Source organism: Conexibacter sp. CPCC 205762, from assembly GCF_030646155.1.
Lineage (GTDB): Bacteria > Actinomycetota > Thermoleophilia > Solirubrobacterales > Solirubrobacteraceae > Conexibacter.
Genome location: NZ_JAUTDN010000011.1, coordinates 48,510 through 65,352, shown reverse-complemented (window position 1 = coordinate 65,352; position 16,843 = coordinate 48,510). Strand labels below are relative to the sequence as shown.

The 16,843-nt window shown below is 73.3% G+C and carries 21 protein-coding genes; 11 read left to right on the top strand and 10 right to left on the bottom strand.

Features of this window, described 5'->3' with window-relative positions:
• Nucleotides 1-27: 27 nt before the first annotated feature.
• The gene (locus tag Q7L73_RS11660; protein ID WP_304689919.1) at nucleotides 28-1,512 is read left to right on the top strand and encodes a cytochrome P450; all 1,485 of its coding nucleotides are present in this window, start codon (nucleotides 28-30) and stop codon (nucleotides 1,510-1,512) included.
• A gap of 13 nt (nucleotides 1,513-1,525) precedes the next feature.
• Here the strand turns inward: Q7L73_RS11660 and Q7L73_RS11655 are convergent, their stop codons facing one another.
• From Q7L73_RS11655 to Q7L73_RS11645, 3 genes are all read right to left on the bottom strand, one after another.
• Entirely contained in the window at nucleotides 1,526-2,347 is an 822-nt protein-coding gene (locus tag Q7L73_RS11655; protein WP_304689918.1) for an alpha/beta fold hydrolase, read from the bottom strand.
• 81 nt (nucleotides 2,348-2,428) lie between these two features.
• Entirely contained in the window at nucleotides 2,429-3,394 is a 966-nt protein-coding gene (locus Q7L73_RS11650; RefSeq protein ID WP_304689916.1) for a nitrilase-related carbon-nitrogen hydrolase, read from the bottom strand.
• Entirely contained in the window at nucleotides 3,391-4,416 is a 1,026-nt protein-coding gene (locus Q7L73_RS11645; protein ID WP_304689914.1) for an agmatine/peptidylarginine deiminase, read from the bottom strand. Before Q7L73_RS11645 ends, Q7L73_RS11650 begins: the two co-directional genes overlap by 4 nt.
• A 99-nt stretch (nucleotides 4,417-4,515) precedes the next feature.
• On the opposite strand from Q7L73_RS11645, the gene Q7L73_RS11640 reads away from it, so the two are divergent.
• Entirely contained in the window at nucleotides 4,516-5,169 is a 654-nt protein-coding gene (locus tag Q7L73_RS11640) for a TetR/AcrR family transcriptional regulator (RefSeq protein ID WP_304689913.1), read from the top strand.
• A 318-nt stretch (nucleotides 5,170-5,487) separates the two neighbouring features.
• A complete protein-coding gene (locus tag Q7L73_RS11635) occupies nucleotides 5,488-7,341 on the top strand; it encodes a diguanylate cyclase (RefSeq protein ID WP_304689911.1) in 1,854 nt (617 codons plus the stop codon).
• Here Q7L73_RS11635 and Q7L73_RS11630 read toward each other — a convergent pair.
• Both Q7L73_RS11630 and Q7L73_RS11625 read right to left on the bottom strand, forming a co-directional pair.
• Nucleotides 7,338-7,583 carry a hypothetical protein gene (locus tag Q7L73_RS11630; RefSeq protein WP_304689909.1) on the bottom strand — a complete coding sequence of 82 codons (246 nt, stop codon included), beginning with the start codon at nucleotides 7,581-7,583 and terminating at the stop codon, nucleotides 7,338-7,340. The two genes, Q7L73_RS11635 and Q7L73_RS11630, sit on opposite strands and share 4 nt — an antisense overlap.
• A gap of 117 nt (nucleotides 7,584-7,700) precedes the next feature.
• On the bottom strand, nucleotides 7,701-8,609 hold the full coding sequence (locus Q7L73_RS11625) for a hypothetical protein (protein ID WP_304689907.1): 909 nt from the start codon (nucleotides 8,607-8,609) through the stop codon (nucleotides 7,701-7,703).
• 84 nt (nucleotides 8,610-8,693) lie between these two features.
• Here Q7L73_RS11625 and Q7L73_RS11620 point away from each other — a divergent pair, with 84 nt between their 5' ends.
• Nucleotides 8,694-9,266 (top strand): TetR/AcrR family transcriptional regulator, encoded by a 573-nt coding sequence (locus Q7L73_RS11620; RefSeq protein WP_304689905.1) that lies wholly within the window; start codon nucleotides 8,694-8,696, stop codon nucleotides 9,264-9,266.
• A 58-nt stretch (nucleotides 9,267-9,324) separates the two neighbouring features.
• Nucleotides 9,325-9,618, top strand: coding sequence for a hypothetical protein (locus tag Q7L73_RS11615; protein ID WP_304689904.1), 294 nt, complete (start codon nucleotides 9,325-9,327; stop codon nucleotides 9,616-9,618).
• Here the strand turns inward: Q7L73_RS11615 and Q7L73_RS11610 are convergent.
• Nucleotides 9,590-10,006 (bottom strand): SHOCT domain-containing protein, encoded by a 417-nt coding sequence (locus Q7L73_RS11610; RefSeq protein WP_304689902.1) that lies wholly within the window; start codon nucleotides 10,004-10,006, stop codon nucleotides 9,590-9,592. The genes Q7L73_RS11615 and Q7L73_RS11610 overlap by 29 nt on opposite strands.
• A gap of 172 nt (nucleotides 10,007-10,178) precedes the next feature.
• On the opposite strand from Q7L73_RS11610, the gene Q7L73_RS11605 reads away from it, so the two are divergent.
• Nucleotides 10,179-11,789 (top strand): MFS transporter, encoded by a 1,611-nt coding sequence (locus Q7L73_RS11605; protein WP_304689900.1) that lies wholly within the window; start codon nucleotides 10,179-10,181, stop codon nucleotides 11,787-11,789.
• Here Q7L73_RS11605 and Q7L73_RS11600 read toward each other — a convergent pair.
• Both Q7L73_RS11600 and Q7L73_RS11595 read right to left on the bottom strand, forming a co-directional pair.
• On the bottom strand, nucleotides 11,678-12,220 hold the full coding sequence (locus Q7L73_RS11600; protein ID WP_304689899.1) for an RDD family protein: 543 nt from the start codon (nucleotides 12,218-12,220) through the stop codon (nucleotides 11,678-11,680). The two genes, Q7L73_RS11605 and Q7L73_RS11600, sit on opposite strands and share 112 nt — an antisense overlap.
• On the bottom strand, nucleotides 12,217-12,705 hold the full coding sequence (locus Q7L73_RS11595; RefSeq protein WP_304689897.1) for a hypothetical protein: 489 nt from the start codon (nucleotides 12,703-12,705) through the stop codon (nucleotides 12,217-12,219). The genes Q7L73_RS11600 and Q7L73_RS11595 overlap by 4 nt, the downstream gene beginning before the upstream one ends.
• A gap of 232 nt (nucleotides 12,706-12,937) precedes the next feature.
• On the opposite strand from Q7L73_RS11595, the gene Q7L73_RS11590 reads away from it, so the two are divergent.
• Genes Q7L73_RS11590 through Q7L73_RS11580 form a run of 3 tightly spaced genes read left to right on the top strand, consistent with a single transcriptional unit; the run spans nucleotide 12,938 to nucleotide 13,849 of the window.
• Nucleotides 12,938-13,279 (top strand): hypothetical protein, encoded by a 342-nt coding sequence (locus Q7L73_RS11590; RefSeq protein ID WP_304689896.1) that lies wholly within the window; start codon nucleotides 12,938-12,940, stop codon nucleotides 13,277-13,279.
• A gap of 1 nt (nucleotide 13,280) precedes the next feature.
• Nucleotides 13,281-13,631, top strand: coding sequence for a carboxymuconolactone decarboxylase family protein (locus tag Q7L73_RS11585; protein ID WP_304689891.1), 351 nt, complete (start codon nucleotides 13,281-13,283; stop codon nucleotides 13,629-13,631).
• An 11-nt stretch (nucleotides 13,632-13,642) separates the two neighbouring features.
• Nucleotides 13,643-13,849: an SHOCT domain-containing protein gene (locus tag Q7L73_RS11580; protein ID WP_304689890.1), complete on the top strand. Its 207-nt coding sequence runs from the start codon at nucleotides 13,643-13,645 to the stop codon at nucleotides 13,847-13,849.
• Nucleotides 13,850-13,902: 53 nt separating this feature from the next.
• Here Q7L73_RS11580 and Q7L73_RS11575 read toward each other — a convergent pair whose 3' ends face one another.
• A complete protein-coding gene (locus Q7L73_RS11575) occupies nucleotides 13,903-14,616 on the bottom strand; it encodes a response regulator transcription factor (protein WP_304689888.1) in 714 nt (237 codons plus the stop codon).
• Nucleotides 14,617-14,697: 81 nt separating this feature from the next.
• Nucleotides 14,698-15,333, bottom strand: coding sequence for a phosphatase PAP2 family protein (locus Q7L73_RS11570; protein WP_304689887.1), 636 nt, complete (start codon nucleotides 15,331-15,333; stop codon nucleotides 14,698-14,700).
• 14 nt (nucleotides 15,334-15,347) lie between these two features.
• Here Q7L73_RS11570 and Q7L73_RS11565 point away from each other — a divergent pair, with 14 nt between their 5' ends.
• Nucleotides 15,348-16,625, top strand: a complete 1,278-nt coding sequence (locus Q7L73_RS11565; RefSeq protein ID WP_304689885.1) for a diacylglycerol kinase family protein — start codon at nucleotides 15,348-15,350, stop codon at nucleotides 16,623-16,625.
• On the top strand, nucleotides 16,625-16,843 hold the full coding sequence (locus Q7L73_RS11560) for an amphi-Trp domain-containing protein (RefSeq protein ID WP_304689883.1): 219 nt from the start codon (nucleotides 16,625-16,627) through the stop codon (nucleotides 16,841-16,843). The genes Q7L73_RS11565 and Q7L73_RS11560 overlap by 1 nt, the downstream gene beginning before the upstream one ends.

The window sequence follows — 16,843 nt, the reverse complement described above, 5'->3', positions numbered from 1 at the left end:
TGACATCGGTTCGTGTAACATTCGGGCATGTCAGCTTTGAGAGTCGCCCCCGCACCCGTCTCCGAGGCAACTGACGCCCCGCTTCCGCCCGGTCCCTCCGGCGCCGACGCCTGGCGCTGGATGCTCAAGTTCCGCCGCCAGGAGGGTCCGCTGGAGGTGCTCGCCGACATCGGCGAGCAGTACGGCGACGTCGCGATGCTCGACCTGCCGCGCCAGCGCCTCGCGATCGTGCGCGGGCCGGAGGCCGTCCGCCACGTGCTCGTCGCCAACCAAGACGCCTACCGCAAGTCGAACCAGTACGAGTTGCTGGAGCCGGTCCTCGGCAAGGGCCTGGTCACGAGCGAGGGCGCGCTGTGGCAGCGCCAGCGCAAGCTCGTGCAGCCGATGTTCGCCAAGCGCCACCTCGCCCCGTTCGCCGACCACATGGCCGCCGCCGCCGGCGACGCGCTCGACACCTGGGAGCGGACCCGCGGCGAGGGCGAGCGCGTCGAGGTCGCCAGCGAGATCCTCCACATCGGCCTCGACACCGTCGGCCGCGCGCTCGTCGGCCACGACTTCCGCGGCCGCGCCGAGGAGTTCGGCGTCGCGCTCGGCGAGGCGCTGCACGAGGCCGGCGCGATCGGCCGCTCGACCGGCGTCGCGATAGGCCAGTACCTGCCCGGCGTGAAGGGGATCCAGCAGGCAGCCAGAACGACCCATCCGCTGCGTTGGCGCAGAGGCGTCAAGGCGGCCGACGTGCTCACCACGATCGGGCGCGAGATCATCGACGACCGGCTGCGCAACGGCCACGGCGAGCGCGACGACCTGCTGAAGCTGCTGATGGAGGCGCGCGACGAGGAGACCGGCGAGCAGATGAGCCGCGAGCAGGTGCTCGACGAGCTGATGACGTTCACCGCCGCCGGCCACGAGACGACCGCCCACGGCCTCGCCTGGATGTACTACCTGCTCTCGCAGCACCCCCAAGCGCGCGAGCAGATGGAGCAGGAGGTCGACGCGGTCCTGCAGGGGCGCGTGCCGACCGCGGAGGACGCGGAGCAGCTGCCGTGGACGACCGCCTGCTTCCAGGAGGCGATGCGGATCTTCCCGCCGGTCTGGCACGTCCAGCGGGTCGCGGCGCAGGACGACGTCGTCTGCGGCCATCTGATCCCGAAGGGGACGCTGGTGTTCGTCTCGATCTGGTCGACCCACCGCGACCCGAAGGTGTGGCCCAACCCGGCCGGCTTCGACCCGCGCCGCTGGCTCGGCGACGCGCCGAGAGAGCGCTCGCGCTTCGCCTACCTGCCGTTCGGCGGCGGGCGGCGGATCTGCGTCGGCCACGGCTTCGCGATGATGAACGCGACGCTGCTGGCGGCGATGATCGCCCAGCGCTTCCGCTTCGACCTCGTGCCGGGCGCGAGAATCGTGCTCGACCCGACCGTCACGATCCGCCCGCTGCACGGCATCCCGATGACGATCCACCGGCGCCAGACGGCGGCCGGCGAGGCGGCCGCCGCACCCGCGGCAGCCGCCTGACGCAGGCCGCGGCCTAGCTCTGCAGGAAGGCGAGCAGGTCGTCGTTGAGGCGGTCCTTGTGGGTGTCGGTGACACCGTGGGGGCCGCCTTCGTAGACCTTCAGCTCGGCGCCGTCGATCAGCGCCGCCGACGCCTTGCCGCCGACCTCGAACGGGACGACCTGGTCGGTGTCGGAGTGGATCACGAGCGTCGGCACGTCGACCTTCGCGAGGTCGGGGCGCATGTCGGTCGCCGAGAAGGCGGCGATCGAGTCGTACGTGTTCTTGTGGCCGGCCTGCAGGCCCTGGCGCCAGAAGGCGTCGCGCGTGCCCTGCGAGACGTCGCCCGTTCTGTTGTGGCCGAAGAAGATCGTGTCGGCGAAGTCTCTGTACAGCTGCGAGCGGTCCTTCAGCGAGTTCTCGCGGATCCCGTCGAAGACCTCGATCGGCACGCCGCCGGGGTTGTCCTCGGTCTGCAGCATGAACGGCGGGACGGCCGAGACGAGCGCCAGCTTGGAGACCTTGGCGGTGCCGTGGCGGCCGATGTAGCGGACGACCTCGCCGCCGCCGGTCGAGAAGCCGACGAGCGCGACCTCGCTCAGCCCGAGCGCCTCGATCAGCGCGTGCAGGTCGTCGGCGTAGTGGTCCATGTCGTTGCCGTCCCAGACCTGCTCGGAGCGGCCGTGGCCGCGGCGGTCGTGGGCGATCGCGCGGAAGCCGTGGGTCGCGAGGTGGAGCTGCTGCGCCTCCCACGAGTCGGAGTTCAGCGGCCAGCCGTGGGAGAGGATCACGGCCGGGCCCGAGCCCCAGTCCTTGTAGAAGATCTCGACGCCGTCCGGGGTGGTGATGAAGGGCATTGCACGGCCTTCCTGGTCGAAGCGGTGGCGGGGGGGTCGCGATCAACATATGCCCGATCGCGACCCCCGTCACGTTGCGATTCAGGGAATCCGCGTCAGCCCCGCGTACGTGTCGGGCCGGCGCGTCGTCAGGAACGGGAACAGCGTCAGCCAGTCGTCGCGCTGCGTCAGCTCCAGGTCGGCGACGAGGACGGCCGGCGCGTCGCGCGGCGCCTGCGCCAGCACGCGCCCGTACGGGTCGCTGACGAACGAGGAGCCGTAGAAGTCCAGCGGCTCCTCGTGGCCGATGCGGTTGACGGCGACCATGAAGGTGCCGTTGGCGATCCCGTTGGCGACGATCACCTTCTCCCACAGCGGCTCGGTGTCGAACTCGGGGTGGTCGGGCTCGGAGCCGATCGCGGTCGGGTAGACGAGCACCTCGGCGCCGCCGAGCGAGTAGGCCCGCGCCAGCTCGGGGAACCACTGGTCCCAGCAGGTCGGGAAGCCGAACTTCGCGCCCGGCAGCTCGACCACTCTGTAGGGATCGCCGCCCTCGGCCGCGGTCGGGCCGGCGCGGAAGTATCTGTCCTCGTAGTAGCCGGCCGTGACGGGGATGTGCAGCTTGCGCGTGCGGCTGACGATCTCGCCCTGCGGCGAGACGACGATCGCCGTGTTGTAGCCGAGGCCGTCAGGACCATCCGGCCCGTCGGCGGCCTCGAACAGCGAGGCGTGGACGTGGACGCCGTGCGCGGCGGCGGCCGTGCGCGCGAAGGTCGCGGTCGGCCCGTCGGCGAGCGGCTCCGGCGCGGCGCCGGCGGCGGCCGGGCCGTCGGGCGTGATCGCGAAGTACTTCGACAGCGTCAGCTCCTGCAGGCAGACGAGCGTCGCGCCCTCGCGCGCCGCCAGCCCGATGCCCTCGCTGAGGGCGGCCTTGTGCGCGTCGGCGTCGGGGTTCCACGCCTGCTGCACGGCGCCGACGCGGAACGGCGCGCGCGGGCCGGCTCTGCCCTCGCCGGCGGCGAGCGACGGCGGCGGGGTGGTGTTGACGATCAGCTGGTAGTCGCTCATGCGCTCGCCTTCGGGATCTGTTGGGTGATGCAGTGGACGCCGCCGCCGCCGAGCGCGAGCACGCGGCCGGGGACGCCGACGACCTCGCGGCCGGGCAGCAGCGCGCGCAGGCGCGTCAGCGCCTCCTCGTCCATGTCGTGGTCGAGCTGCGCGACGGGGACGATCGCGGCGCCGTTGCAGAGGTAGAAGTTCATGTACGGGACCGCGACCGTGTCGCCGTCGTCGGCGTGCTTGGTGCGCGGCAGCAGCGTGAGGTCTATGACGTCGAGGCCGGCCTCCTGCAGCCGTCGTCTGTTCTCACGTGCGTTGGCCCAGTTGGGGTCGTCCTGCTCCGCGACCGTCTGCAGCAGCACGCGGCCGGGGCCGACGAACGCGGCGACGTTGTCGACGTGGCCGTCGGTGTCGGCGTCCTCGACGAGGCCCTGGCCGAGCCAGACGATCCGCTCGACGCCGAGCTGGAGGCGCAGCTCCTGCTCGATCTCGGCACGGTCCAGCAGCGGGTTGCGGTTGGGGTTGAGCAGGCACTGCTCGGTGCTCAGCAGCGTGCCCTCGCCGTCGACGGCGATCGAGCCGCCCTCGAGCACGATCGGCGAGCCGAAGCGCTCGATCTCCAGATGCTCCAGCACTCTCTGGGCGATCGCCGCGTCCTTGTCGTAGGGCGTGAACGCCTCGCCCCAGGCGTTGAACCTGAAGTCGATCCCGGCGCGCGCGATCCCGTCGGTGACGACGATCGGTCCCGAGTCGCGCAGCCACGAGTCGTCGATCGGCAGCGAGACGACCTCGACGCTGTCGTGCGGGACGCGTCTGCGCGCATCCTCGGCGTGGGCGGGGTCGGCGACCAGCGTCACCGGCTCGAAGGCGGCGACCGCGGCGACGACCTCGGCGTGCGCGTCGCGCGCGTCCTCGATCGTCGCACCGCCGCGCCACGCCTCCTCGCGCGCCGGCCATGCGATCAGGGTCCGCTCGTGGGGCGCCCACTCGGCCGGCATCCGCAGCCCGGCGGGGCGTGAGGTGGTGCTCATGATGCGCAGCCTAGCGCTCGTGTCGAGCCGAAGTCAACGCGTTGACAACGCGTTGACTCCAAGCCGGTGGCCGCCGTCTGCTGCGCTAGCGTCCCCGGCATGAGCGCGACCGGACGCAGACGGCTCGACCGCGAGCGGATCCTCGCGACCGCGACGCGGATCGTCGCCGCCGAGGGGCTCGGCGCGCTCTCGATGCGCCGCCTCGGCGCCGAGCTGGAGGTCGACCCGACCGCCCTCTACCGCCACTTCCGCAGCAAGGACGAGCTGCTCGTCGAGCTGGCCGGCCGCAGCTTCGCGGAGTCGCCGGCGCTCGACCCGGCCGACGACTGGCGTGATCGTTTGCGTGCGGAATTGCACCATGAACTGGCGCGCTATCGCGTCCATCCGGAGCTGGCGACGTTGCTGGCGCGTCAGCCTGATGACGAGCCGCGGCTGGTGCGGATGAACGATCGCCTGCTGGCGATCCTCGCCGACGCGGGCCTCTCGCCGGCCGCTGCGGCGGACATGTTCCACCTGATCGAGAACTGGGTCGTCGGCTCCGGCCTGTACGCGACGGCACTGGAGCACGCGGGCGACCCGCGCATCTCCGATCGCGCCGCGATGCGGCGTGTCTATGCGGCGCTCGACCCTGCGGAGCTGCCGCACGCGGTCGCTGCCGCGCCGCATCTCTTTCCGCCGCAGCGGGCTGTATTCGACAGCGGCGTCGAACTGCTGATCGGTGCGATCGAGCGCGCGACCGGATCTGCCGAATAGGCGCTCGCGCGGCGCGTTGGCGCTCCGTCAATAGGACGCATTGGCGGGTATCGCACGTTCGCCTGGACGAACGTATGAGGACAGACGTGCCAGCGACGTCAGGGGAACGGTGTAAGGCCGATCAATCGCATTCGCTCGCAGCCGATCATCTCGGCTATCGCAATTGCTGTTCGACAGCCTTCCACTCCCTCGCAGCTCGTCCGGCGAACGCTGCTCGCCGCGTCGGTCGCGAGCGTCGCGGCGCTGCTGCTGCACGCGCTGCTGCCGGACGAGAGCGAGGTCGCGCACTACCTCTTCGACCATGGGCTGTACCTGTCGATGGAGCTGGCCGGCGCGCTCTCGTGCGTCGCGCGCGCCGTGCTCGTGCGCCAGCGCCGCGCCGCCTGGACGCTGATCGCGATCGCCGCCGTCAGCTGGCTGATCGGCGACACGATCTGGACGATGACCGAGCAGCAGTCGCACTACCCGGCCGTCGCCCACGCCTTCTACCTCGCCTGGTATCCGCTCTGCGGCGCCGGGATCGTGCTGCTGCTCGCCGGCAGCGACAGGCGCGTCGGGCGCAGGCTGTGGCTGGACGGGGCGATCGGCGGCCTCGCGCTCGCCGCCGTCGCGACCGCGCTGCTGTACGAGACGCTGCTGCGCACGAGTGGCACCGACGGGCTGCAGACCTTCATCGAGCTGGCATATCCGATCGGCGACCTCGCGCTCGTCGGGCTGGTGCTGGTCGCGTTCGCGACGCAGGGCTGGCGGCCGAGCCCCGGCTGGCTGCTGCTCGGCGCCGGCGCCGCGCTGATAGCGGCCGCCGACGCGCTCTACCTGGTCGAGCTCGCGACCGGCGGCTACCGCGAAGGCTCGCTGACGTCGGTCCTGTGGCCGATCGCGATGATCTGCTGGGCGTGGGCGGCATGGCAGCCGTGGACGCCGGTCGGCGCCGGCCGCGTGCTGCGGCACGAGCTGTTCGTCTTCCCGGCCGGGTTCGCGCTCGCCGCCGTCGCCGTCCTCTTCTACGGCCAGCTGCGCGACCTGCCGCTGCCGGCCTCGCTGCTGGCGCTGGCGGCGCTGATCGTCGCGCTCCACCGCGCCAGCTCCAACTTCCGCGAGCACATGACGATGCTGGCGCGGTCGCAGCAGGAGGCGCGCACCGACACGCTCACCGGGCTGCCCAACCGCCGCCAGCTGATGGACGACCTCGCCGACGGGCTCGCCGACGGCGCGCTCAGCCGCACCCGCACGCTCGCCTTCTTCGACCTCGACGGCTTCAAGCCGTACAACGACCGCTTCGGCCACCTCGCCGGCGACATCGTGCTCGCGCGCGTCGCCCATGCGCTCGGCGCCGAGACCGGCAGGGCCGGTGCCGCCTACCGCCTCGGCGGCGACGAGTTCTGCCTGCTGCTGGACGGGCGGCACGAGGCCGACGGCGAGCTGCTGCGCCGCTGCCGCGCCGCGCTCGCCTCGCACGGCGAGGGCTTCGAGCTGACCGCCTCGCTCGGCGCCGTCGTGCTGCCGGCCGAGGCGCGGACGCCGAGTGACGCGCTCGGCCTCGCCGACGCGCGGATGTACGCGGAGAAGAGCGCTCGGCCGGTCACGTGCCGCGGCACCTGCGACGTGCTGATGCAGGTGCTGCGCGAGCGCGAGCCGGAACTGCGCGACCACTCCGACAGCGTCACGGCGATGGCGCTCGCCGTCGGCAGGCGGCTGGGGCTGGGCAGCGAGCGGCTGGACGAGCTGGCGCGCGCGGCCGAGCTGCACGACATCGGCAAGATCGCGATCCCGGAGTCGGTCCTCCACAAGGCGGGCCCGCTCGACGACTGCGAGTGGGACCTGATGCGCCAGCACACGGTCATAGGCGACCGGATCCTGCAGGCGTCACCGGCGATGCGGCCGGTCGCGAGACTCGTGCGCGCCTCGCACGAGCGCTGGGACGGCGGCGGCTACCCGGACCGGCTGGCCGGCGAGGAGATACCGCTCGGCGCGCGGATCGTCGCCGTCTGCGACTCCTACAGCGCGATGACGAGCGAGCGCCCCTACCAGCTGCCGGCGACCCACGCGGAGGCGATCGCGGAGCTGCGCCGTTGCGCCGGCGCGCAGTTCGACCCGGCCGTCGTCGACGCCTTCTGCGCGGTCACCTTCACCGCCGTCGTCGGGCCGCCGGACCTGCGGCGCGCTGCTTAGCGCGCGACGATCGCCGCGAGCGTCGGCGCGTCGCCGACGCGCGGCGCCGGGTAGCCGGCGGCGGTCAGCGTCGCGCTCCAGCCGACGGCGTCTATCGGCCCGTCGTGGAGGACTCGCAGCGTGTCGCCGTGGAGGGTCGGCAGCACGTCGCGGATCTGCGGGTGCGTGAACAGCGCCCAGCGGATGCTGGTGTGGTGGGCGGATGCGGGGAAGGTCGGAAAGCTGAGGTCACTCGCGTGCACGGCCGGCTCCTCAAGGCAGGGGCTGACAGAGACCGAGGCAGTCGTGACCTCTCGAACGCCGGATCGTGAGCGTCCTGCTGACGAATCTAGCAGTGCCGGCCCCGCCGCCGCGCAGCTTCACTTCGTTTCGATCGCTCCCAGCGGGTGCTCTGACAGCTCGGCGCGGGCGGCGTCCCAGTCGTCGCTGCCGAGCCGCAGCGCGTGGCGCAGGTACGCGCTCGTGACGCGCTGGATCAGCGCGACGCGGGCGGGGCTCTCGTCGGTCGTCTCGGCGACCTCGTAGCCGGCGAGCCCGCCGAGCGTGTGCTCGCCGCCGAACAGCGTCAACAGCGCCTCGGCGCCGGGGCTGAGGCGGTACGGGTCGACCGTCCACTCGGGGCCGCGGACGGTCAGCGGCGAGTCGTCTCTGTCGCCGGCGACGACGAGCGTGCGCGTCGTCAGCGTGTCGAAGTGCGGGTTCATGAAGGGGAAGTGCTCGGCCGCGAACGGCGACAGGTCGGCGCCGCCGGTGCCGGCGCCGGCGAGCATCACGCCGGCGCTGACGCGGGCGTCGGAGAGGTCCTCGCCGGGCGTGCCGTCGGCGTCGAGCACGCGTGCGCCGAGCAGCACGCTCGACGTCTGCGCGCCGAACGAGTGGCCGGCGACGGCGATGCGGTCGCGGTCGAAGCGGCGGCTGGGGCCGGGGAGCGCGGCCTCGATCCGGTCGAGCTGGTCGAGCGCGTGTCTGGCGTCGAGCACGCGCTGGCGCCAGATCGTCGGCGTGCGCGGGTCCTCGGCGGGGATCGCGAGCCGGCGCGAGTCGAGGTAGGTCGGCTGGATCACGGCGAAGCCCTGCGCGGCCCAGTGGTCGGCCAGCGGCGCGTAGCCGTCGAGCGACCAGCCGAAGCCGTGCGAGAGGACGATCACGGGCAGCGTGTCGCCGTCGGCCGGCGTCGTGACGCGGACCTCCAGCGGCGTGCCGCCGCGCTCGGGGGCGTCGAGCACGATGGGCTTGACAGAGAGGATCGGGGTGGCGGTGGCGGTCATCAGAGGGGTCCTTCGGATCGAAAACGGAACGCTGTCCCGCTTTTGAAGATACGGGACGTTGTTCCGTTTTGTCAAGATGTCCGCATGGCAGACGGCGTCACGAGACCGAAGCGGGCCGATGCGCAGCGCAACCAGAAGGCGCTGCTCGACGCGGCGGCGGCCGTCTTCGTCGAGGCCGGCGTCGAGGCGCCGGTGCGCGACGTCGCCGCGCGGGCCGGCGTCGGCACGGCGACGATCTACCGTCACTTCCCGACGCGCGCCGACCTGATCGTCGCCGTCTACCGCCACCAGGTCGACGCGCTCGCCGAGGCCGGGCCGGCGCTGCTGGCGGCGGGCGGGAGCCCGTACACGGCGCTCTCGAGCTGGATCGACCAGTTCGTCGGATTCCTCGTCACCAAGCACGGCCTCGCCCACGTGCTGCAGTCGAGCGACGCCTGCTTCGACCCGCTGCACGACTACTTCATCGAGCGGCTCGTGCCCGTCTGTGGCGAGCTGCTCGAGGCCGCCGCGGAGGCCGGCGAGATCTGCCCCGGGCAGGAGGCGTACGAGTTCATGCGCGGCGTCGGCAGCATCTGCGCCGGCGCCGGCGGCGCGCGTCACTACGACGCGCGCCACCTCGTGACGCTGCTCGTCGCGGGGCTGCGACGGGCGGGGTGAGTCAGAGGCTCGGCGTGACCGTCGACGTCATCGACGCGGAGTTGCCCGAGATGTCGTTGTGCGTCTCGGCGTCGCGCAGGCGGCCGCCGAGCAGCTCGGCCCCGAGCGGATGCATCGCGCCCACGGCCAGGTGCTGGCCGCCTTCACCGAGCTGATCGATCGCGGCCGCGCCGCCGGCGTCATGCGCGACGACCTCCCGCGCGACTGGCTCGCGACCGCGCTGCTGGCGCTGACCCACGCCGCCGGCGACGAGGTCCGCGCCGGCCGCCGCGACGCCGACGCCGCGCCGCAACCCATGCCACACCCCGCCGCCCGCGCCGCGCTCAGTGGGCGGCGAGCGCCTTCTGCTTGAGCGCGTCGAACTCGGCGCTGCTGATCGTCCCTCTCGCGAGCAGGCCCTCGGCGCGCTCGATCTGCGCGACCGCGCCGCTGGCGCCGCCGTTCGCGCCCGCGACGGCGCGGACGTGGTCGTCGAACTGCTGCTGCACCGTCTGCGTCCGCTCGAGCTGGCGGCGCGTCATGCCGTCGTGCTGCGCGATCAGGTAACAGAGCACGCCGACGAACGGCACCACGATCATGAAGACGCACCAGATCGCCTTCCTCCAGCCGCCGATGTCGCGGCGCCCGAACAGGTCGGTGAGGATGACGACCATCATCCAGATCCAGACGACCCAGGCGAAGAAGATGATCATCGTCCAGAGGACGTCGAGAAACGGGTAGTCGGCCGCGAACACGATCATCTCGGTTGGCTCCTGTCCGCCCGGCCGCGCGCGGCGGGAGCCGTCGCGCGGCGCGGGCCTCGTCTGCGCTGATGCTCGCCCCCGGCGGCCGTGGCGGCAAGCAGGCGCACACCCCTCGCAGGGTCGTGCCTGCATCCGAGACCGGCGCCGCGCCGGGGGCTAGCGTCGCGTCATGGACCGCCCCGGCCGGCTTCCGATCGCGATCCTCGCCTCGGCGCAGTTCGTGATGGTGCTCGACAGCAGCGTCATGAACGTCTCGATCTCGCAGATCGTCGCCGACCTCGACACGACGATCCAGGGCGTCCAGCTGGCGATCACCGCCTACACGCTCGTGATGGCGGCGCTGATGCTGGCCGGGGCCAAGCTCGGCGACATCCTCGGCCGCGACCGCGCCTTCGCGCTCGGCCTCGCGATCTACGGCTGCGGCTCGCTGACGACGGCGCTGAGCCCGAACCTGACGGTGCTGCTGATCGGCTGGTCGGGCGTCGAGGGGATCGGCGCGGCGCTCGTGCTGCCGGCGATCGTCGCGCTGATCGCCTCCACCTACGAGGGCAGAGCGCGGGCGCTCGCGTTCGGGATCGTCGGCGGCGTCGCCGGCGCGGCGATCGCGGTCGGGCCGCTGATCGGCGGCTGGGTGACGACCGAGCTGAGCTGGCGCTACGTCTTCGCCGCCGAGACCGTCGTCGTGGTCGCGATCCTCCTGCTGCGCAGAGCGCTGCCCGTGCCGGCGCGGCTGGCGCGCAGACCGGCGCTCGACGTCGTCGGCGTCGCGCTCTCGGCAGCGGGGCTCGGGATCGCCGCCTTCGGGATCCTCAAGTCGAGCGAGTGGGGCTGGATCGTCCCGCGCGGGGCGCTGACGATCGGCGGGCAGGAGATCACGCCGCTCGGCTTCTCGGCGGTGCCGTTCCTGGTGCTGATCGGCGCCGGCCTGCTGACGCTCTTCTTCCGCTGGGAGGAGCGGCGCGAACGGCGCGGCGAGTCGCCGCTGCTGGACCGCTCGCTGCTGCGGATCCCGCCGCTGCGAGCCGGGCTGATCACGCTGACGATGCAGCAGTTCCTGCTGCTGGGGACGTTCTTCGTGCTGCCGGTCTACCTCCAGGTCGTGCTCGGCCTCGACGCCTTCGAGACCGGCAAGCGGCTCTTCCCGCTGTCGGTGACGATGGTGCTCGCGGCACTCGCCGGGCCGCGGCTGGCGGCCGGCTTCTCGCCGCGCCGTGTCGTGCAGGTCGGCCTGCTCGTGCTCGTCGCCGCCGCGGCGCTGCTGGTGGGGACGATCGAGGTGGAGCTGGACAACGCGCCGTTCGCGTTCGGGCTGGCGCTGTTCGGCGTCGGCGCCGGGCTGCTGCTGTCGCAGCTCGGCAACGTGATCATGTCGGCTGCCGGGGAGCAGGAGGTCAACGAGGCCGGCGGCCTGCAGGGGACGGCGCAGAACCTCGGTGCCTCGCTCGGCACGGCGGTGATCGGCTCGATCCTGATCGCTGCGCTGACGAGCGGCTTCGTCGCCAACGTCCAGCGCAGCGAGACGCTGCCGCAGGCGGCGCGTACGCAGCTGGTCGCGCGGGCGCAGAGCGGGATCCCGATCGTGCCGGTCTACCAGGTCGAGCAGGCGGCGCGCGCGGAGGGGCTGTCGCCGCAGCAGGCGCAGGAGGCCGCCGGGCACTACGGCGGCGCTCAGCTGGTCGCGCTGCGGCTGGCGCTCGGCGCGGTCGGGCTGGCGGCGCTGCTGGCGCTGTGGGGGACGCGCGGGCTGCCGGGCCCGCCGCCGTCACGGTCGCGCGAGTGAACGACGACCGTGCGCGCGACGCGGTCGTGGAAGGCGCGGCGGCGGTCGTCGAGCAGCACCGGCAGGTAGCCGGCGAAGCAGGGGATCGCGCCGAGCACGAGCGCGCCGAGGCGCAGCAGCGCGCGGCGGGGCTTCAGCGGGCGCAGCGGCTCGTGGGCGTCGCGCACGCGGATCCGCAGCACACGGTCGCCGGGCGTCTGCCCGGAGGTGGACCAGAAGACGACGAACCAGCCGGCTGACAGCAGCACCCAGGCGCCGGCGCCGGCCAGCGCGGTCAGCCGCTCGACCTCGGAGGGCAGGTGCAGCAGCGAGGTGCAGAGCGCCAGCACGCCGCCGACCGCGAGCGCGATCGCGTTGATCGCGGCGGCGTCGAGCGCGAGCGCGAGCGCGCGCGTGGCGAGGCCGGCGTAGGGCGGCGGCGGAGCGCTCACGCCGGGCCGACGCCGAGCGGCGTCGCCGGCGCCGGCGGGCCGGCCGGCGACCGCCGCAGCATCCGCCGCGCCGTCCGCTCCAGCCAGGCGTCGGCCTGCTGGCTCTGCTCGCGCACCTCGTCGGCGACCTCGTCGGCGAAGCTCGCGCCCTGGCGTGAGATCGCCGCGGTGACGGCCGGGCTCGTCGCGACCTCCTGCACGAGCAGCCACAGCTCCTCGCTCTCCAGCAGCCGTCTGGTGACGGCGTCGACGAGCGGCCCTTCGAAGGCGCCGGAGACCGCCTGCTCGGCGACCTCGCTGGTGACGATCCGGCGCGCCGCCTCCTCGGCGAGGCGCGAGGCGAGCAGTGCGTCGAGCAGCTCGAGCGCGGTCGCGGCGGCCCGGCGCTGAACGGCCTCCAGCGGCGGGCGGACCGCGTCGGCGGCGCTCCTGCGAGCGAGGCTCAGCGGCGGCCTGGCGACGGCGACGACGAACGAGCGGACCATCGCCCGATGATCGTGCGCGGCGCGCGCCCGCGCACGGGTGCACGCACCTCAGCGCCTGTGGTGGCCGCATCCTTGGCGGCGCGTCGCGCCGTTGCGACGGTGTCAGCGATCCCCGATACGAGGAGACGGTGATGAGCGCGCATGCTTCCGGCGGGGGATCCCCGCCTCCGGCCAGTCCAGCTACACGGCGACGAGGTCGCACGTCGGCGGCTGGGTCGTCTTCTGCGGCACGATGCTGATGGTCGTCGCGGTCCTGAACATCATCTACGGCATCGGCGCGATCAGCGACTCGACCTTCTTCGTCGGGGACGCGAAGTACATCTTCAGCGACCTCAACACGTGGGGCTGGATCGTCACGCTGACCGGCGCGGTGCAGATGCTCGTCGCCTTCGGCGTGTGGGCGCGCAACACGCTCGCGACCTGGGCCGGCGTCGCCTTCGCCGGCCTCAACGCGATCGCCCAGCTGCTGATGATCCCCGCCTACCCGTTCCTGTCGCTCGCGCTGTTCTCGCTCGACGTGATGATCATCTACGGCCTCGCCGTCCACGGCGGCCACGCCGACGAGGAGGCTTGAGATGTCCGCGGTCGCATCAGACACCGAGTCGACGCTGCGCTCGCTTGCGATCGGCGACCTCGACGTGCTCGAGACCGCCGTCGGCCTGCGCGAGGCGCAGCAGGAGCGGACTGGGCTCGACGCGCGCACCTTCGCGCTCGTCAAGATCGCGGCGCTGATCGCGCTCGACGCGCCGCCGGCCTCCTACGCCTGGCAGGTCGCCAACGCGTTGCGCGACGGCGCCACGCCGGAAGACATCCTCGGCACGCTGCGCGCGGTCGCGCCGCAGGTCGGTGGGCCGCGCGTGATCGCCGCGGCGCCCGAGGTGATGGTCGCGCTCGGACTCGCGCTCGAGGCCGCAGAGGAGGCGTGAAGATGCCGTTGATGCGCCGTCGTCGCCCACTGCTGTGCGCCGCTGCGGTCGGCGGTGGCGCCTACCTCGCCGGCAAGAGCCGCGGCAGCACGCAGCAGCGTGAGACTGCGAACGACGACACGATCACGCAGCTGCAGCAGCTCGGCCAGCTGCGCGACCAGGGTGTGCTCACCGACGAGGAGTTCGCGGCCCAGAAGGCGCGGCTGCTGGGCCCGTGACGGCAGACTGCGGGCGCGGCGGGCTGGGGACGCCGTCGCGCCCGCACCGGCGCTCAGGGCAGCTCGCGCGTCGCCGCCTGGTGGATCAGCGTCGCCATCACGCGCCGGCTGACGTCGGTCTCGTAGCTGAGGCCGAGCTTCAGGAAGATCGCGTTGATGTGCTTCTCGACGGCGCGCTTGGTCAGCACCAGCTCGGCGGCGATGCACGCGTTCGACTTGCCGGTCGCGATCTGCGCCAGCACCTCGCGCTCGCGCGGCGACAGCTCCGCCAGCGGGGAGTTGTCGGCGCGCCGCCGCGCGGCGCGCATCCGCTCGATCACGCAGGCGTCGACGTAGGCGCCGCCATGCGCGACGACCTCGATCGCGGCCAGCAGCTGGCGGCTGTCCTGCAGCCGCTCCTTCAGCAGGAAGGCGCGGCCGCCGGAGCCGTCGGCGAGCAGCTCGACGCCGAAGCGCGGCTCGCCGCTGCCGCTCAGCTCGACGACGCCGATCGCGGGATGGCGCCGGCGCAGCTCCTCCGCGATCGGCTGCGGCCGCTCGCGCGACGATGGCAGGCTGCCGGTCACGACGACCGCCGGCCGTTCGCGCGCGACCGCCGCCAGCAGCGCGGCGCGGTCACGGCAGACGGCGACGACCTCGACGCCGTCGCTCGCGGCGAGCACGTGCGCGACCGCCTCGCGCACGAGGAAGCTGTCGTCGGCGAGCGCGAGCGAGATCGGCTCCGCGATCGCCGGCGCGGCGGTGTGGATTGCGGCGAGTCGGCTCATGACGGCCCCCCTTTCGGCGGGTTGCACCGCTTCCAGACGCTGTTCTACCGCAAACCGGGCGAGCGCCCGGTTGGAAGGCGGTCAGAATCGCCGCTCGAGCAGCTGGGCGGTGAGCTGGGCGAGCACGGTGCCGGTGAGCGCGCCGACGGCGACGTCGCCGGGGTAGTGGACGCCGGTGTGGATGCGCGACCAGGCGACGGCGGCGGCGAGCCCGCGCAGCGGCACGGCGGCGCCGGGCAGCACGTGGCCGACCCCGGTCGCGAAGGCGAACGCGGCGGCGGCGTGGCCGGAGGGGAAGGAGGTCGAGTCCGGCATCGGCACGTGCCGCGCCTCGGGCACGTGCAGCCTGGCGCGATCGGGCCGGCGGCGGCCGAGCCGCTTCATCCCCTGGTTCACGACGGTGCTCGTGACGGCGATCGCGGCGAGGCCGTGGACGGCGGCGCGGCGGCCCCGCGGACCGCCCGCCGTCGCGAGCAGTGCGGCAGCCGCGAGCGAGATGCGGGAATAGTCGGCGGCATGAGACAGCTTCGCCATCGCCCTGTCGAGCGCCGGCGTCGGCGTGCGCGCGACCGCCGCGTAGAGCGCGACGTCGAGCCGCTCGGCGTCGGCGAGCCAGCCGCCGCGCTCGGCGGGCGCGCCCGGCGGGTCGGTGCCGGGCGCGTGCGGCGCGCCGGCCGCGGCTGCGCGCGGTGTGTCGGGATCGGTCTCGCTGGCCACGCGGAGATGATCGCGTGAGCAGGCGACGGCTCGCCGCGATCGGCGCGCTCGCGCTCGGCGGCGCGGGGCTGGCGCTGGCGCTCGTCAACGCCGTGCTCGCCTTCCCGCGCGGGCTGATCCTGATCGCCTGCCTGCTCGTCGCGGTCACGGCCGCCTGGCACGGCGCGCTGCGGACCGGCGCCGTGCGCGTCGCGGGGCTGGGGCTCGGCGTCGCCGCGGTCGCGCTGGCATTGCTGCTGCTGACGCGCGAGCGGCTGCTGGCGGAGCTGCTCTCGATCGGCGCCGTGATCGCGGCCGTCGCGCTGATGCGGGTCGCCTTCCACGTCCACGTGCGCCTGCCGGGCAGAGCGCCGCCGCGCAGGCCGGTGCTGTTCTACAACCCGCAGTCGGGCGACGGCAAGGCGGAGCGGTTCAGGCTCGCCGAGGAGGCGCGCGCCCGTGGGATCGAGCCGATCGAGCTGAGACGCGGCGCCGATCTGGAGACGCTCGTGCGCGACGCGGTCGCCGCCGGCGCCGACGGGCTCGCGATGGCCGGCGGCGACGGCTCGCAGGCGATCGTCGCGGCGGTCGCGGCCGAGCACGAGCTGCCGTACGCCTGCATCCCGGCGGGCACGCGCAACCACTTCGCGCTCGACCTCGGCGTCGACCGCGACGACGTCGTCGGCGCGCTCGACGCGTTCGTCGCCGGCGGCGAGCGGCGCGTCGACCTGGCCGAGGTCAACGGCCGCGTCTTCGTCAACAACGTCTCGCTCGGCCTCTACGCCGAGGCGGTCCAGCAGCCCGGCTACCGCGAGGCGAAGCTGCGCACGCTGCTGGGGACGCTGCCGGAGGCGCTCGGCCCCGACGGCGACGGCCCCGACCTGCGCTGGCGCGGCCCCGGCGGCCACGAGCACCGCGCCGGCGCCGCGATCCTCGTCTCCAACAACCGCTACCGTCTCGGCCGCGCGATCGGCTCCGGCACGCGCCCGCGGATCGACGACGGCCGGCTCGGCGTGACCGTGCTCGGCTCCTCGATCGGCGGCGGCCGCCGCGGGCTGCTGCCGCAGCGCCCGTGGCGCGGCTGGACGGCGCCGGAGTTCGACGTCGACGCCGATCACACGGTGGTAGCAGGGATCGACGGCGAGGCTGCGAGACTGGCGCCGCCGTTGCGCTTCCGCATTCGCGCCGGCGTGCTGCGGGTGCGGATCGCCGGCGGCCATCCCGGCGCCTCGCCCTCCGCGGCGCTGCCGGACGGGTTCATCGACAGCGTCCGCGCGCTCGTGCGGATCGCACGAACAGGCAAGGAGCGGTGATGGAGATCTTCGAGGCCGAGATCAAGGAGACGCTGAGACGCGAGCAGGTCGCCGAGCGCCTGCGGACGCTCGCCGACATGCTCGCCCGCCACAACGAGGTCGAGTTCGAGCGCGGCGGAATGCGCTTCAAGGTGAAGGTCCCCGACGAGGTCCAGCTGAAGGTCGAGCTGGAGATCGAGAGCGACGAGCGCGAGCTGGAGATAGAGCTGAAGTGGTGA